Origin of the sequence: Cupriavidus plantarum (assembly GCF_905397285.1) — a bacterium.
Classification (GTDB): domain Bacteria; phylum Pseudomonadota; class Gammaproteobacteria; order Burkholderiales; family Burkholderiaceae; genus Cupriavidus; species Cupriavidus plantarum.
Window position 1 is genome coordinate 69,058 of record NZ_CAJPUX010000011.1, and the last position, 16,849, is coordinate 85,906.

The 16,849-nt window shown below is 67.1% G+C and carries 10 protein-coding genes and 1 other RNA gene; 4 read left to right on the forward strand and 7 right to left on the reverse strand.

Going from position 1 to position 16,849, the window contains the following annotated elements:
- Positions 1 to 140: 140 nt before the first annotated feature.
- The 6 genes from KHP16_RS26265 to trxA all read right to left on the reverse strand — a co-directional run bounded on the left by KHP16_RS26265 (position 141) and on the right by trxA (position 6,591).
- On the reverse strand, positions 141 to 1,493 hold the full coding sequence (locus KHP16_RS26265; protein ID WP_109580694.1) for an MATE family efflux transporter: 1,353 nt from the start codon (positions 1,491 to 1,493) through the stop codon (positions 141 to 143).
- 1 nt (position 1,494) lies between these two features.
- A complete protein-coding gene (locus tag KHP16_RS26270) occupies positions 1,495 to 3,282 on the reverse strand; it encodes an ArnT family glycosyltransferase (protein WP_109580695.1) in 1,788 nt (595 codons plus the stop codon).
- Between the two features lie 120 nt (positions 3,283 to 3,402).
- Entirely contained in the window at positions 3,403 to 3,663 is a 261-nt protein-coding gene (locus KHP16_RS26275; RefSeq protein ID WP_109580696.1) for a type B 50S ribosomal protein L31, read from the reverse strand.
- 127 nt (positions 3,664 to 3,790) lie between these two features.
- Positions 3,791 to 4,660, reverse strand: coding sequence for a M90 family metallopeptidase (locus KHP16_RS26280; RefSeq protein ID WP_211961445.1), 870 nt, complete (start codon positions 4,658 to 4,660; stop codon positions 3,791 to 3,793).
- 46 nt (positions 4,661 to 4,706) lie between these two features.
- On the reverse strand, positions 4,707 to 5,969 hold the full coding sequence (rho, locus tag KHP16_RS26285) for a transcription termination factor Rho (protein WP_109580698.1): 1,263 nt from the start codon (positions 5,967 to 5,969) through the stop codon (positions 4,707 to 4,709).
- Positions 5,970 to 6,264: 295 nt separating this feature from the next.
- Positions 6,265 to 6,591, reverse strand: coding sequence for a thioredoxin TrxA (gene trxA, locus KHP16_RS26290; protein ID WP_109580699.1), 327 nt, complete (start codon positions 6,589 to 6,591; stop codon positions 6,265 to 6,267).
- A 388-nt stretch (positions 6,592 to 6,979) separates the two neighbouring features.
- On the opposite strand from trxA, the gene KHP16_RS26295 reads away from it, so the two are divergent.
- From KHP16_RS26295 to KHP16_RS26305, 3 genes are all read left to right on the forward strand, one after another.
- Positions 6,980 to 7,252 carry a hypothetical protein gene (locus KHP16_RS26295; RefSeq protein ID WP_109580700.1) on the forward strand — a complete coding sequence of 91 codons (273 nt, stop codon included), beginning with the start codon at positions 6,980 to 6,982 and terminating at the stop codon, positions 7,250 to 7,252.
- Positions 7,253 to 7,374: 122 nt separating this feature from the next.
- The gene (locus KHP16_RS26300) at positions 7,375 to 10,422 is read left to right on the forward strand and encodes a PD-(D/E)XK nuclease family protein (RefSeq protein ID WP_211961446.1); all 3,048 of its coding nucleotides are present in this window, start codon (positions 7,375 to 7,377) and stop codon (positions 10,420 to 10,422) included.
- Positions 10,419 to 14,093 (forward strand): UvrD-helicase domain-containing protein, encoded by a 3,675-nt coding sequence (locus KHP16_RS26305; RefSeq protein ID WP_211961447.1) that lies wholly within the window; start codon positions 10,419 to 10,421, stop codon positions 14,091 to 14,093. The genes KHP16_RS26300 and KHP16_RS26305 overlap by 4 nt, the downstream gene beginning before the upstream one ends.
- A gap of 118 nt (positions 14,094 to 14,211) precedes the next feature.
- Here the strand turns inward: KHP16_RS26305 and ffs are convergent.
- Positions 14,212 to 14,310, reverse strand: an RNA gene (ffs, locus tag KHP16_RS26310) — signal recognition particle sRNA small type.
- A gap of 134 nt (positions 14,311 to 14,444) precedes the next feature.
- Here ffs and KHP16_RS26315 point away from each other — a divergent pair.
- The coding region (locus KHP16_RS26315) for an adenosylcobalamin-dependent ribonucleoside-diphosphate reductase (RefSeq protein ID WP_211961448.1) at positions 14,445 to 16,849 on the forward strand (2,405 nt) is incomplete at its 3' end.

The window sequence follows — 16,849 nt, forward strand, 5'->3', positions numbered from 1 at the left end:
TAAGCCCGCTTGGATAATACCAAGCGGGTTTTTCTTTTGCGCTTCGCATTTTTCATATCCCAAAAGATAATCCCCGGCACGCTACCGAAATGCGGCCGCCAGCGTCCTGGGATAATCGACCCGCTGTGCCGCAACGATAATCACCGATCGTCCCGGCTGACCTGCATGAAATACCGGACAAGCAGGGCGCCCGCAATACCGAGGCTGACGCTATTGGCCAGCCAAAAGCCGCTGGCACCGTGCGTAAATGCCGGCGCGCCGGGAATGAGGCCGAAGCCGAGCAGGTAACCGCCGCCCAGGCCAATGCCCCACAGGGACGTGGCATAGATCAGCGTCGGGATCAGCGCGATCTTGTACGCGCGCAGGATGAAGGCGCTCATGACCTGTACGGCGTCGAAGGCCTGGTAGCAGGCGATGAAGGCCATCAGCGGCAGCGCCTTGGCCACGACGGCCGGATCCTTCGTATAGAGCGTCAGCAGCGGCTCGCGCGCGAACCACAGGATCGTGCCCATGATCATCGCCAGCACCGCGGCGAGCCGAATGCCGCGCCACGCAATGCGCCGCGCGGCCGCGCGGTCGTGCGCGCCGATCGACTGGGCGGCCAGCGTCGAGGTGGCGATGCCCAGCGAGAGCGGCAGCATGTAGGCCACCGCGCCCAGGTTCGCGATGATCTGGTGACCAGCCAGCGTGACAAGCCCCATCCGCGTGATAAAGACCGCCATCAGCGTGAAGGAGGTGATCTCGATCAGGTAGGTGAGCCCCATTGGCACGCCAAGCCGCAACAGTCCGCGAATGCGATCCCATCGCGGGCCTTCGCACGTGGTGAAGATGCCGAGGGGCGCATAGCGGCGGTCACAGCGAAGAATCAGCAGGCCGACGACGAACCAGCAATAGCTGATGAGGCTCGAGGCGAGCGCGCAACCGGGACCGCCCATCGCGGGCACGCCCAGGCCGCCGTGAATGAACCACGCGTTGAGCGGGACCTTGAGCGCAAGACCCAGCAATTGCAACGCCGTCACCATGATCGGCCGCGACAACGCGTTGTTCAGTGCCTGATAGATGCGGAAGGCCAGCGCGGCTGGCAGACCCCACGCGACGATATGCAGATAGTGCGAGGCTTTTTCGATGAGTTCGGGTGGCGCCTGTGCAAAGCGCAGCAGGGGGCCGGGGAACATCAGCAGCAGCATGCCCGGAATCGCGAGTGCGAGGCCTAGCCATGCGGCCTGCCGGACCTCGACGCCGATATCGGCCAGCCGGTTCGCGCCATACAGCTGCGCGGCAATCGGCGCGAGCGCCTGCAGCACGCCCATCAGGCTGATGTAGATCGTGACGTAGATCGAGCTCGCGAGGCCGACGGCGGCGAGGTCGGCGGCCGAGACGCGGCCCGCCATCACCGTGTCGATGACGCCGAACGAGACGAGCGCCAGCTGGCCGACGAGCACTGGCGCCGCAAGTTGGACGATGCGGCGGATGTCCTGCAGGGCGGTGGTCATCTCAAGGCTGACGAGGCAGCCGGCGCGGGCGCGTGGAATGCGGGGCCACGACCGGCGGAGCCTCGACGAGCCGGTACATGCGGAAGCGCTCGTCCCGGTCGGCGGGTCGGCGGCCTTCCCAGATCAGGCGCCATTCGAAATGGGAAAGATTGCTGGGCGCGCCGTAGTCCACGGCGTCGTGCCGCAGGAGGATGTCGCAGCCATCGGTCGGGCCGCCAAAGCGGATATGGCCGAAGTAGGCAAACGAGGCGAGCTGCGCATTCCCCATGCGGATCGGCTGCACGCACTGGTATGTCGGCGGCAGCGCGAGGGCCGCGGCCTGCGCCACGTCGCGATAGGTCTTGCCGTAGTTGATCGACGGCAGCCACAGCGTCATCGCGATGACCCACATCAGCGTGGTCCCGGCAGCGGAGATCACCACCGGCCGCCAGATCTGCTTGGGCGCGCGCGACAGGCGCCAGCGCACCACGAGCACCCAGCATGCGGTGACGACCAGCGCGCAGATCACGGCGCTGATCGTGAACGTGTGCTGGAAGCCGGGCAGCTGACGGAACACGTTGTTGGCGATTTTCGGGGGCCAGCCCGTGGTCTTGGCGATCCACAGGAACCACACCGTGCCGCCGAAGATCGTGAACAGCAGCAGCGCGAACCAGTCGATGGCATTGATCGCGCCCCGCGTAAGCGTGGGCAGGGCGAACGCCGCCATCACGGCCATCGGCGGCAGCAGCAGGATGAACTGGACGTCGCCGGCCTGACGTTGCGCGATCAGCAGCAGGAACAACAGCAGCAGCAGCGACAGCGGCAGCGCGATATGGGCGGCCCGGCGCATGCCGCGCCACGAGAACCATGCCCAGGCCGCGATCGGCCACACCGGCCACGAGAACAGGAAGAAGTTGCGCGCGATAAAGCCCAGGCTCTGGCCTGTGGGGCCGCCATAGTTGCGGCGGTCATAGCGTGTCCATTCCCGGATGAACGACACGGCCTCGTCGCGTTCGGCCGCGCCGAAATACGTGGCCGCGAACCATGCGGCGACGATGGCCAGCGCGAGGGGAAGGCCAATGGTCAGGAGCTTGCGCAGCGGCACCGGCTGGCACACCGCGCCGGCCACGAGCGCGGCGACGAATAGCGCGATCGGCAGGATCGGGCCACTGGACAGACACAGCGCGCCCAGCGCGAGGCCGACCCACAGGCTGCCCTGTATCGGCTTGTCCAGGCTGCGGACCATGCCGTAGAGCATCATTGCGATGAAGCTGACCTGTCCCACCTGCGGCGTCGTTTCGTGGCCCCGCATGGCCAGGCCCACGCAGGCGAGCAGTATCAGCAGCGCGCCGTCGGCCAGCGCGCGGCCATAGTCGCGCGCGTCGGGCTGGCCGCCGAAGGCGTAGGCGAACGGCTGGACTTCGTCGCGGCGGCCCAGCAGATAGGTCGCGTACCAGACGAACGCGCAGGTCGCGAAATAGAACAGCAGCGTCGACAGCCGCGAGGCATCGGGCGCCCCGAGCCAGCCGCCGAACAGCTTGATCATGAGGCCGCCCACCCAGAACACGAGCGGACCGTCCTCGCCGAACGGACGTCCGGCGATGTTCGGCATGAGCCAGTCCTGCGTGCCGCCCGTGGCCAGCTGCCACATGACGCCGAAGCCGGCGGCATCCTCGTTCTTCCAGGGATCGCGGCCGAACAGGCCGACCAGGCCGTAGACCACGCAGATCGCGAGCAACAGCACGCGCGGCAGCGCGCCGGTGTTGGCGGCGGTCAGTTGGACGGGGGAGGAGGACTTCGCTGGACTCATCGATGGGGAGTACAAAAACAAAAAGGCAGCCGATGCTGCCTTTTTGTCTGTTGCGCGCCGCCGGAGCATCTGTCCATGCTGGCGCGGCTATGGCTCGGTGGAGCGTGCTGGTCGCAGCGATTACTTCTTGACGCTGGCGAGCTTGCTGCCGAACTTCTGGCGGAACTTCTCGACGCGGCCGGCCGTGTCCATGATCTTCTGGGTGCCGGTGTAGAACGGGTGCGATTCCGACGAAACTTCGATCTTCGCGAGCGGGTATTCCTTGCCTTCGTGCGTGATCGTTTCCTTGGTCTGGATCGTCGAGCGCGTCACGAACTTGAAGTCGTTCGACACATCGTGGAACAGGACTTCACGGTAATTGGGGTGAATGCCTTCTTTCATGGTGTTTCCTTTCTGGTTGGGTAGCCAGTCCGCTGATCGTTCGAACTTTTTCGAGCGGACGAGCGAACCACTTGCCGATTACGGGCAAACCGGGATTATGGCAGAAAAACAAGAGCTTGGGCAAGAATCAGGGCAGTGCCGAGGGCAGTGCCGCGCCCGGATCCTGCCGGTAGAAGACCGCCAGCGCGCGGTAGACGGCCGGCCAATGCTGCCGCAGCCCATAGGGTTCGACGAAAAATGACTCCGACGCCACGGCAAAGAACTCGGTCGGCGCCTCCGCGCCATATGGGTCGATCACGCGCATCCGTGGCGGCAGGCGCTCGGGATGGTCCCAGGCGCGTTCCGGCACCGCGTCGCAGGCGTCGGCGAACGTGTCATATTCGGCGAGGAAGTCCTCGGCCCACTGTTCGGCATCGACATCCGGATGCAGCACGCGCGAGAACGGCGGCACGCCGTCGGCCTCGCCGTCCAGCATGTCGAGCTTGTGGGCGAACTCGTGGATGACCACGTTGTAGGTATCCGGCGGCATGCCATCACCCGCATCGACGCCCGCGCCCGGCGCGCTGACGTCGGGCCATGACAGGATGACGGGACCATGCTCCCACGCCTCGCCGCTCGCTTCTTCCTCGACGCCGTGCACGAGGCCGTATTCGTCCTCGACGGTCTTGCGGATCAGGAACTCGCCGGGGTAGAGCACGATGCCATGCCAGCCGCGGTACCACGCCATGCCGAGCCGCAGGATCGGCACGCACGCCTGCACGGCCACGCTGACCACCATCTCGTCGGTCAGCGGGAGGTCGTGCGCGGTGGAGTATTCCTTGTCGGCGATGAACAGCGTGGCCAGTTCGCGCAGCGCGGCGCGATCGGCCTCGCCATAGCGCGCGACGAACGGCAGGGACGCGATCGTGCGCGCCCACAGGTCGTCCGGAATCGCGTAGTGCTCGAGCTTGCGCGCGCGGGAGCGGCTGCGCAGAAATTGCGAGAGCTTGCCGAACATCGTGTGGCCCAGGAAAAAACGCCCCGAAGGGCGTTTTGGTCCGTCGTCAGCCGCCGCGGCGCATCATGTCGAAGAACTCGGCGTTGTTCTTCGTGGGTTTCATCTTGTCCAGGATGAATTCCATGGCCTGCACTTCGTCCATGTCCGAGATGAACTTGCGGAGGATCCAGATCTTCTGGAGGATTTCCGGCTTGATCAGCAATTCCTCGCGGCGCGTGCCCGACTTGTTCAGGTTGATCGCGGGGTAGACGCGCTTCTCGGCCAGGCGGCGCTCGAGGTGCACTTCCATGTTGCCCGTGCCCTTGAACTCTTCGTAGATCACGTCGTCCATGCGGCTGCCGGTTTCGATCAGCGCGGTGGCGATGATGGTCAGCGAACCGCCTTCCTCCAGGTTACGCGCGGCACCGAAGAAACGCTTCGGGCGCTGCAGCGCGTTGGCGTCCACACCGCCGGTCAGCACCTTGCCGGAGGCCGGCACCACCGTGTTGTATGCGCGGGCGAGACGCGTGATCGAGTCCAGCAGGATCACCACGTCGCGCTTCAGTTCGACCAGGCGCTTGGCCTTCTCGATGACCATTTCGGCCACCTGCACGTGGCGGATCGCGGGTTCGTCGAACGTCGACGCCACCACTTCACCGCGCACCGAGCGCTGCATTTCGGTCACTTCTTCGGGGCGTTCGTCGATCAGCAGCACGAACAGGTCCGCTTCCGGATGGTTGTTCGCGATCGCGTGGGCGATGTGCTGCAGCATCACGGTCTTGCCGGACTTCGGCGAGGCCACGAGCAGCGCGCGCTGGCCGCGGCCAATCGGCGCGATCATGTCGACGATGCGGCCGGTAATGTTCTCTTCCGCGCGGATGTCGCGTTCGAGCTGAAGCGGCCGGTTCGGATGCAGCGGCGTCAGGTTCTCGAACATGATGCGGTTCTTCACCGCTTCGGGCGGCTGCCCGTTGACCTTGTCCACCTTCACGAGCGCGAAGTAGCGCTCGCCGTCCTTCGGCGTACGGACTTCGCCCTCGATCGAATCGCCGGTATGGAGATTGAAGCGGCGGATCTGCGAGGGGCTGATGTAGATGTCGTCGGTGCTGGCGAGGTAGGAGGTTTCCGGCGAACGCAGGAAACCGAAGCCGTCGGGCAGAACTTCCAGGGTGCCGTCGCCGTAGATGGTTTCGCCCATCTTGGCGCGCTTCTTCAGGATCGCAAACATGAGTTCCTGTTTGCGCATCCGCTGTGCATTGTCGATCTCGAGCGTTGCCGCCATTTCGAGAAGCGCAGACACGTGAAGCGATTTGAGTTCTGTCAGGTGCATAGACGAGGGGTACAGAAGGGCAGTAGGGGAAGCCACTTGGGTGCCCGGTTGGCGTGCCCGGAAAAAGCGGGGCGAAACCTAGCGGAAGCGAAACCTAAGTTGAACCTAAGTTAAACCTGAGTGGAACCTAAGCGGAAAGGGGAGGGATATGAGCGAACGCTCGGGGAAATTGTTGGAGGCATCTTAGCACAATCCAGCCGGCGCGCCAGAGTTGGCGCCCGCACGCGGGATCATGCTTTGGGATGATGCCCCTCGCACGGAGGGGCATCCCAGGGCCTTGCGACCCGGTAACCGATTACAGGTTACCGTCGAGGAACGCGGTCAGCTGCGACTTCGACAGCGCGCCAACCTTCTGGGCGGCGACCGAACCGTTCTTGAACAGGATCAGGGTCGGAATACCGCGAATGCCGAACTTGGCGGGCACTTGCTGGTTTTCGTCCACATTGATCTTGGCGATCTGGACCTTGTCGCCATAGTCGCGCGCGACTTCGTCCAGGATCGGGGCGATCATCTTGCAGGGACCGCACCATTCAGCCCAGAAGTCGAGCAGGACGGGCTTGTCGGACTTGAGAACGTCGGCATCGAACGACGCGTCGCTTACATACTTGATTTGTTCGCTCATGGCGGAAAACCTCAGGTTTCGCTCAAATAATGTTGATGGCGGGGAACTGCATACGGGGGCTATCTGGCCTGCTCGCTACCATACACGAGATTCCTCGGACTCGCCGGACGGCTCGAAAGCCACGGCAGCCATCCTCGAAACCGATATGTTACCAGCTTGTCAAATTTCAAGACCCTCGCGCTAACCCGCTCCGGGTAAGGCACTCACGGGTCAGATTGTGCCAAGAATCGATCGCGGCCGTGAAACATTGTTTAAATCGGTTCGAGAGATTTCGCCAATCGCCGGACGCATTTCCGGGGTTTGCCGGCCGCAGGGATTTCCCTGAATATGGGGCGGCGTGCATGCTCTAGAATGCACTTATCGTAGGTCACCTACCGAGGCTAGCCACATGACTCCCGACTCCCCCGAATCCCGCGAGCGAGCAGTGGAAGATCGGCCAGATGTTGCGCATCTTGGCGATGCGCTCGATCATCTGAACACCGCCGTCGAGTCCAACAGCATTGCCACGGGCGCTGCCCGCGGCCTGGTCTACAGCGTGATGGAGACGCTCGGCACGCTGATCGGCGACCCGGATCTGCCCGAGCATGCGCGCTCGGGCTATGAAGGCCTGCTGGAGACGGCGCGCGAGATCCGCGCGCGTCTGGAAGGGTCCGACCGTTGAGCCGACGCTGCCGCGCACCTTCCACTGCTGTAGACTTTCGCGCCTGACACCAACCGGCCCGCGATGTCGCACGCCTCTCTCCTGTCCCGGGGGCGTGTCGCGTCGCGGGCCTGCTGTTTGACATGACCCGGCTTCTGTTTCCTCCTGGCCCTGCCTTCCTCGAGCAGGCGGCCATCTCCGCCTGGCACTTCCTCGACCACTGCGGCCCGCTCGCGGCGGCCGCGCATGTGGTCGTGCCTACGGCCGCGCAGATTCCGGGCGTGCGGGCCGCGCTCGATGCGGCGGCACGGGCGGCTGGCATGCCGCGATTGCTGCCGCGGGTGGTGACGCTCGGGCATTGGCTGCAGGATCTGCCGCCGGATCTCGATAGCGATCCGATGCCCGTGCGCAGCCATGCGGCGCGGCTGCTGTCCGTGCAGCAGGCGATTCGTTCGCAGGCGTGGCTGCGGGCTTCGTTCGGCGCGCAGACCGAGGCGGCCGCCTGGGGGCTGGCGCAGACGCTGCTGTCCATCAGCGACGAACTGACCGCGCGGTGGCTCGAGGATGCTGCCGTGCGCGATGACGACGAGGTGCCGGGGGACGATCGGGCGGAACTGCTGCAGGGGGCGCTCGAGCGGACCTATGCGCATCTGTCCACGCGCTTTCTCGGGCAGGAAGCGCAGATCGTGCTGGCGTTCTGGCAGCAGCTGTCCGGCCCGGACGACCCGCTGCCGGCGCGGCGGCGGGCGCTGCAGCGGCTCGCGGCGACGATCGACGGGCCCGTGATCTGGATCGCGCCGACACCGCCCGTGCCCGTCGAAGCCATGTTCCTGTCCCGCGCGGCCGAGCAGGTGCCGACGCTGGAGATCGGCTACGACTGGTCGGGAGGGGAGGGGGCGGTGGATTGGTATGGGACATTGCTGGCCTTGTGGCCGGAGGCGCGCCGCCTGCCGCCCGCGTCCGATGAGGCGGGTGTCGCCGGCGAGGATGGCGATCACAACGACGCTTACAACGACACTTACAACGACAGTCACGGCGACAGTCACGGCGGGGACCTCGGCCACGACGGCGGGCCCACACACGCGGCGGCGCGTGGCATCGTGCATGCGACGCTGCCCGACACCCTGCCGGCGCGGCGGCCGTCGGTGCGCGTGATCGGCAGCGTGCGGTTCGAGGACGAGGCGATCGCGGCGGCGGATCAGCTCGTGGCGTGGCTCAATGCGGGCCGGCGGCACGTCGCGCTGGTGGCGCACGACCGGATCGTGGCGCGCCGCGTGCGGGCATTGCTCGCGCGCGCCGGCGCGCCGGTGCGCGACGAGACCGGTTGGAAGCTCTCCACCACGCGCGCGGCCGCCGCGCTGATGCGCTGGTTCGACGTCCTCGCGCGCGATGGCGACACGAGCGCGCTGCTCGACCTGCTCAAGAGCCCGTTCTGCCTGCCCGACGCCCCGCACCGCGGCGCGGCGATCGCGCTCATCGAACGCCAGATCCGACGCGAGACGATCACCGGCGGGTGGCAGCGGCTACGGCATCTGCTGCCTGTGCGGCAGGATGAGCGCGATGCGGACGATATCCACGCCGAAGGCGCGGACGATGCCGACGCCGCGCGCGCCGAGCGCGAGGCGCGGGCCGCCGCGCGGGCCATCGTCGCGTGGTTGGCCGATGAAGCCGCCGCGTGGCCGCGTGGCCATGCGCAGCAGCCGTTGTCCGTCTGGCTCGAGCGGCTCGACGCGACGCTGGACAAGCTGGCCATGCGCGATGCGCTGGCCGCCGACGACGCCGGCCGCCAGATGCTGGATGCCCTCGCGCGGCTCGCCGAACTGCCTGACGACGAGACCGGCGCCCACGCGACTCTCGCCCAGCACGAGTTCCGCGCCATGCTGTCCGCGATCCTGGAATCCGTCGCGTACAAGGAACCCTCCGAGCCCAGCACTTCGCGCATCACGATCCTGCCGCTGAACGGCGCCCGCATGCGCCGCTTCGACGGCGTGGTGATCGTCGGCTGCGACGACGCGCAATTGCCGTCGAGCGCCGCCGAGCTGATGTTCTTCTCGAACCAGATGCGCCGCGAGCTGGACCTCGAAGACCGCGAGGCACGCTTCGCTCAGCAGGCCCGCGACCTCGCCGAAGTGCTGCTCAACAACGACGACGTCGTGCTCACGTGGCAGAAGGTCGGCGCCAGAGGCGAGCCGCATCACGTCTCGGGCTGGATCGAACGCCTGTCCGCCTGCTGCAAACGCGCCGGCGCGCCGATCGAGGCGAGCGCTGCCATCCGGACGTTCGAGGCGGAAGCCCGCCCCGCGAGCATGCCCGCGCCCGCGGCGCCCGAACATGTGCCCGCCCGCTGGAGCGCCGCCGCCTACAACATGCTGCGCCGCTGCCCTTACCAGTTCTTCGCCGGCCGCATGCTGGGCCTCGCAGGCCTCGAGGACATGAGCGACGACCTGGAGAAGCGCGACATCGGCACGCTGCTGCACCGCGTCCTGCATCGCTACCATCAGGAAATGCGCGACCAGGACGAACGCGACAACGACCGACGCCTTGCGCGGCTGCGCGAGATCTCGGAGCACGAGTTCGGCGCGCTGATCCGCGACGACGGCAACGCGCTCGGTTATTACTGGCGCTGGCGCGAAGTCCTGCCGTCGTATGTGCAATGGCAGGCCGCGCGCGAAGCGGAAGGCTGGTACTGGCAGGGCGGTGAAATCGACGTGAGCGTCGATATCGCGATGGAAGACGGCGAGCCGCTGCGCCTGGCCGGCCGCATCGACCGCATCGACGTGGGGCCCGACGGCAGCCGCGCCGTGCTCGACTACAAGACGCAGAGCGCGCTGCGCCTGCGCAAGAAGGCCGGCGACGTGGAGGAAGATTGCCAGCTGCCGTTTTACGGCCTGCTGCGCGCGGATGCGCATGCGGGCAGCTGGGTCGCGCTGGAGGGCGCAAAAGACGGCAATATGGAAGGCAACAAGGAATCCAGCCAACAGCGTGCCGGCCAGCAGCGCGAAGTCGATCTCCCTGACTTCGATGCCGCCGTTGACGCGCTCGCGCGGCAATTGCGGCAGGACGTCGGCCGCCTGCGCCGCGGCGCGAAGCTCGCCGCGTTTGGCGATGCGTCGGCATGCACGTATTGCGAAGCGCGCGGCCTGTGCCGCAAGGGCTTCTGGGAATCCACCGCATTGCCTGACCTCACATGAGCGCGAACGCCTACCTGCGCGACGGCCATCCCGTCGCCGAATCCGAATTCACGCGCGCCGCGTGCGATCCGTCGCGCTCGGTCGTGGTGGAAGCGTGCGCGGGCAGCGGCAAGACGTGGCTGCTGGTGGCGCGCCTCGTGCGCCTGCTGCTGGCGGGCGCGCAGCCGCACGAAATCCTGGCCATCACGTTCACGCGCAAGGCCGCCGAAGAAATGCGCGAGCGCCTGCTCGAGGTGTTGTCCGAACTTGCAAGCGGCACCGACGACGCGGTGATGGAAGCGCTGACGATGCGCGGCCTGACGCCCGACGCCGCGCGCGACGCTTTGCCGCGCGCGCGGCAATTGCATGCGCAGGTGCTGGCCTCGCCGGGCCGCATGGCGATCGACACGTTCCACGGCTGGTTCGGCACGCTGCTGCGCGGCGCGCCGCTGTCGTCGGGCATCGTGCCGGGCGCGATGCTGCGTGAAGATGCATTGCGCATGAAGCGCGAGGCGTGGGCGCCGTTCTGGCGCGCGCTGGCCTCGCCGCAGTACGAGGACCTGCGCGCGGCCTATGCCGAACTCGTCGATGCCATCGGCGAATTCCAGACGCGCGCGCTGCTCGATCGCATGTTCCATGCACGCAGCGAGTGGTGGGCGTTGCGCGACGATGGCGGCGATCCGGCGGCGAAGCTGGCCGCCGACCTCGGCGATGACGCGGTGACGGATGTGCTGGTAGACGCGTTGTGCGACGACAGCTGGCTCGGCGACGCCGGCGATTGCCAGCAACTGGCCTCGCTGCTGGGTACCGGCGGCAAGACCGAACAGGGCCACGCGACCGCGATCGCCGAGGGGCTCGCGGCGATTCGCGCCTGGCGCGCGGCGGGTAGGCAAGGCGGATCGGCCGCCGCCGATGCGTTCATGCGCCTGCGCGCGGCGTTCTTCACGCAGGCCGGGAAGCCGCGCTCGCTGCGGCGCACGGCCGCGCTGACGAAGGCTGCCGGTGGCGAGGGCGCCGTCGAGGCCTTGCTCGCGCGGCACGCCGACCATTGCGCGCGGCTCGATGCGATTGCCGCGCGGCGCTGCGAGGCCGCGGTGCTCGCGGTCAATCTTGCGCTGTACAAGCTCGGCGACGCGCTGCTCGCGCGCTATCAGCAATACAAGAGCGAAGCGCGCGCGATGGACTTCGCCGATCTCGAATGGCTCGCGGCACGGCTGATGTCGGACGAAGAGACGGCGACCTACCTGCAGGTGCGGCTCGATGCCCGCTACAAGCATCTGCTGCTCGACGAGTTTCAGGACACGAACCCGTTGCAGTGGCGGATCTTGCAGGGGTGGCTGGCGGGCTATCAGGGACTGAACGAGCGGCCCACGGTGTTTCTGGTCGGCGATCCGAAGCAGTCGATCTATCGGTTTCGGCGTGCGGATGCGCGCCTGTTCGGCGCCGCGAGCGCGATGCTCGAAGCGGAGTTTGGCGCCACGGTGCTGCGCACCAATCGCACGCGGCGCAATCGGCCGGAGGTGCTCGACTGGGTCAATGCGGTGTTCGATGCCGGGCGCGCGGAGGGGCGGTATCCCTTGTACGAGACGCAGACCACCGCCCTTGACGGTCCCGGCGGCCCCGTGTGGGTGTTGCCGCTGGTCGAGGCGGACAGGGATGCGCAGGATGACGAGAATGACGACGGGCGCGTCGGCGAGGCCAGCGAGGCCGAGGATGGCGTGAGTACCGTCGCCAGTGCCGCCACGCATCGCGACACGCTACGCCAGCCCCGCACGCCGCTCGGCGACTCGCTCCGCTTCGAGGAAGGCCGCCGTGTCGCCGCGTGGCTCCGCCACATTCGCGACAACGTGCCCGTGCAGGACGGCAAGACCGTGCGCCGCGCGTGCTGGCGCGACGTGCAGTTGCTGGTCCGCCGCAAGTCGCATCTGGCGGACTATGAACGCGCGTTCCGCGAGGCCGGCATTCCGTGCCTGAGTCCCCGTCGGGGCGGCCTGCTCGCGACGCTGGAGGCGCTGGACATCTCCGCGCTGCTGGCCTTTCTGATGACGCCCGAGTCGGACCTCGACCTCGCGCATGTGCTCAAGAGCCCGATCGTCGGCGCATCGGACGAGGACCTGCTGTTGCTGGCCGGCCCCGAAGCCGCGCGCGGCTGGTGGGCGCGCATCGAGGCCACCGGCCTGCCGCCCGAAGTCTCCGACGCGGTGCGCGGCGGCGTGGCGCGCCTGCGCGCATGGCTTGCGCTCGCGCCGCACAAGCCCGTACACGACCTGATCGATCGCATCTATCACGAAGGCGAGATTCGCCGACGCTATGCGGAAGCCGCACCGGCCGCGATCCGCGAACAGGTGCTGGCGAACCTCGATGCGTTCCTCAAGCTGTCGCTCGATCTCGATGGCGGCCGCTATCCGAGCCTGCCCAAGTTCATCGGCGAACTGCAGGAGATCCGCCGCGGCGACGAGGACGAGAGTCCCGATGAAGGCGGCATGGGCGAATCGGTGGAAGACGGCGAGGCCGAACCCGAGACCGATAGCGATAGCCAGATCGACGCGGTGCATATCCTGACGGTGCATGCGGCCAAGGGGCTGGAAGCGCCGTTCGTGGTGCTGCTCGATGCCAACCACAGCGATCCCGCGCCCGATCGCGCGGGCATCCTCATCGACTGGCCGCCGTCTTCGCGCGTGCCGACGCATTTTTCGGCCTACGGCAAGCAGGCCGAACGCGGCCTGGCGCGGCAGCCGATGTTCGATGCGGAAGCCGCGCTCGCGGAGCGCGAGAACTGGAACCTGCTCTACGTGGCGATGACGCGCGCGCGGCAGGGGTTGATCGTGAGCGGGGTCAAGGGCCGCCCGACGAAGGACAAGGGGAAAGAGAAAGAACAAAGCGGGAGCGAGATCGCGGGCAGCTGGTATGTGCGGCTCGCGGCGGCCGGGGTCGGCGAGGCCGTCACCGCGTATCCCGAGGCGACGCGCGCGGGAGGGGCCGAGGTTGGTGCCGATGTTGGTGCCGATTTTGGCGGCGATGTTGGCGGTGATGGGGACCCACGCGTCCGCTATACGGATTTCCGCGAACGCTTCCGTGACGCGGTGAAGACCATCTCCGCGGAGGAGGCCGCGATGGCCGGCCTTGGCGATGAGGATGACACCGACGACGGCATCGTCTTCGACGCGGCGGCCGCGCGCCACGGCGAACTCGTGCACGCGCTGCTCGAACGCATTACGCGCTATCCGCAGGCGTTCGGCAGCGTGCCGGACGCCGATACGGTGCTGCGATGGTTCCCCGCGACGGGTGCCGGTGCGCCGGGCACGCGCGAGCAGTGGCGGGAGCAGATCGTACTCGCGGTTTCCGAAGCGGCGGCCATGCTGAAGGCGCCGGCGCTACGGCCGCTGCTGTTCCCCGATGCCGCAGTCTCGGCACGCAACGAGGTCGAACTCTACGATGCGCGTGGACGGCTGCTGCGGATCGATCGCCTCGTGGAATTCGAGGATCGCGTGGTGATCGTGGATTACAAGCTGCGATTGCTGCCGCAGGAGCATGCTGCCTACGGCGCGCAGCTTGCGCGATACGTTGCGGCGATTACGCCGATGTTTCCGGGCAAGCGGATTGAAGCGGGTGTGGCGACGGCCGACGGGGAATGGATCGATGCGGGATCGCTGCGGCCGGTGGTTCACGGCGAGCAGGGGTCGTTGTTCTGAAGTGGGAGCGCTGTGGGTGTAGCTTAGCGTGTAAGCTTGAGAAACGAGCTTAAGGAAAGAAGACGGGAAGTGGGACGAGCAGGGGGACGGGAGGGGGAACAAGCAGGGGGACGGGAAGGGGGACGAGCCTGACCCTCGGCACTGGCGGAAAACGGTTGTGGCTGCTTCGTTCCCGACCTGACCAGGTTGACCGCGCCACCATGCGAGGAGGCCCGTCCGACCGGCATTGTATCTCAAGCCGCGATATCGGGGTTGTGTTTTCTCCTTTCCCGCGCAAATTCCGCGCGCAACGTCCGCGCGCAACGTTCGCGCGTATCCCTGGCGAAACGCGAAGCGAAACAGGATCGATACATGAACGCCAACGACCAGATTCTCCACGGCGGGCTGGCCCCGCAGGACATCTCCACCGAGGTGTTGCTGGAAAAGTATGCGAAGGGCGAAGAGGCGAGCATCGCGGATGTGCGCGACCGTGTGGCGCGCGCGCTGGCGGAGGCGGAAGCCCCCGACCAGCGTGACACATGGGCCGCGCGATTCCGCTGGGCGCTCGACAGCGGCTTCGTGCCCGCGGGGCGCATCAACTCCGCGGCGGGCACCGGCATTCAGGCCACGCTGATCAACTGCTTCGTGCAGCCCGTGGGCGACGCGGTATCGGAACCCGTGGATGGCAAGCCGAGCATCTACACCGCCGTGGCGCAGGCCGCGGAGACGATGCGCCGGGGTGGGGGCGTCGGCTATGACTTCTCGGCGATCCGGCCCGCGGGCGCATTCGTGCGCGCGACGCACTCGCGCGCATCGGGTCCCGTCTCGTTCATGAAGGTGTTCGACGCCTCGTGCGCGACGGTCGAGTCGGCGGGCGCGCGGCGCGGCGCGCAGATGGGCGTCCTGCGTTGCGATCATCCCGATATCGAGCAGTTCATTCACGCGAAGGACCGCGGGGACCTGACCAACTTCAATATCTCGATCGGCGTCACCGATGCGTTCATGCGAGCGGTGGAGGCGGGCGAGGAGGTGGAGCTCGTGCACGAAGCCGCGCCCGCGAAGGAGTTGATCGATGCAGGCGCCGGGTTTCGCCCGTATCGGCGTGACGATGGCCAGTGGGTGTACCGGCGCGTGCCCGCGCGGCAGCTCTGGGATCAGGTCATGCACGCGACCTACGATCACGCGGAGCCCGGCATCCTGTTCCTGTCGCATATCAATGCCGACAACAACCTCTATTACTGCGAGACGATCGAGGCGACGAATCCCTGCGCGGAGCAGCCGCTTCCATCGTATGGCTGCTGCTGCCTGGGTTCGATCGATCTGACACAGTTCGTGCGCGAGCCCTTCACGCCGCGCAGCGGATTCGACTTTGCCGCGTTTGCCGAGGTGGTGCGCGTATCGACGCGCATGCTCGACAACGTGCTCGACATCACGTACTGGCCGCTGGCCGAGCAGGAGGCGGAGGCGCGCGCCAAGCGGCGCGTCGGGTTGGGCTTCCTCGGACTGGGCAGTGCGCTGGTGATGCTCGGCCTGCGTTACGACAGCGAGCCCGCGCGCGAGGTGGCGGCGCGGATTGCCGGGACGCTGCGCGATCAGGCCTATCTCGCCTCGGCGGAGCTGGCGGCCGAGAAGGGCGCGTTTCCGTTGTTCGATGCGGAGAAGTATCTGGCCGGCGGGTTCGTGAGCCGCCTGCCCGCGCCTGTGCGCGAGGCGATCCGGACCTACGGCATGCGCAACTCGCATCTGCTGTCGATCGCGCCGACGGGCACGATCACGCTGGCGTTTGCCGACAATGCGTCGAATGGCATCGAGCCCGCGTTTTCGTGGACATACAACCGCCGCAAGCGCCGGCCCGACGATACCTATGAGGTGTTCGAGGTGGCCGACCATGCCTGGCGGTTGTACCGGCACCTGGGCCACGATATGGACAAGCTGCCGGATAGCTTCGTCACGGCGCTGCAGATGTCCGCGCTGGACCATATGCGCATGCTCGAGGCCGTGCAGCCGTACATCGATACGAGCATCAGCAAGACCGTGAACGTGCCGGAGGATTATCCGTACGAGGCGTTCCGCAATCTGTATCTGGAGGCGTGGCGGGCGGGGTTGAAGGGGCTGGCGACCTATCGGCCGAACAGCGTGCTGGGCGCGGTGCTGTCGGTGGCGTCCGCGCCGGCGCCGGCTGCGTCGGCCGCCGCAACGTCCGCGACGGCCGATGACGATCCGCTGCTGCGCCAGTTCAACAGCCGTCCGCTCGGCGATCTGGAAGGCGTGACGTCGAAGGTCGAGTACATGACGTACGAAGGCCACAAGACCGTTTACCTCACGGTCAACTTCCTGCGGGTGTCGGGCACGATGGGCGGCGAGCCCGTGACCATCGAGCGCCCGATCGAGTTTTTCATGCCGGCGGGGCAGCGCACCGAGGGCCAGCAATGGATTACCTCGACGATGCGACTGCTGTCGATGGTCGCGCGGTCGGGCGGGCCGGTGGGCAAGGCCATTGCCGACATGCGCAATGTCGTGTGGGACAAGGGCACTGTGCGCTACGGCACGCTGACGCGGCCGGACGGCAGCGAGGTGCCGCGCTTCCACGATTCGGAAGTGGCGGCCATCGGCTATGCGCTGCAGCGGATCCTGATCAAGCGTGGATTCCTCGATCAGGAGGGCGGCGCGATGACGGCGCGGGCGCTCGCGGCGCGGCTGGCGGAGCGTGAGGGCGGGCAGCCGGCGGGTGCGCCGGGGTTGGCGACCGTGGCGGGCGGTGGCGCTGGCGCGGCCGG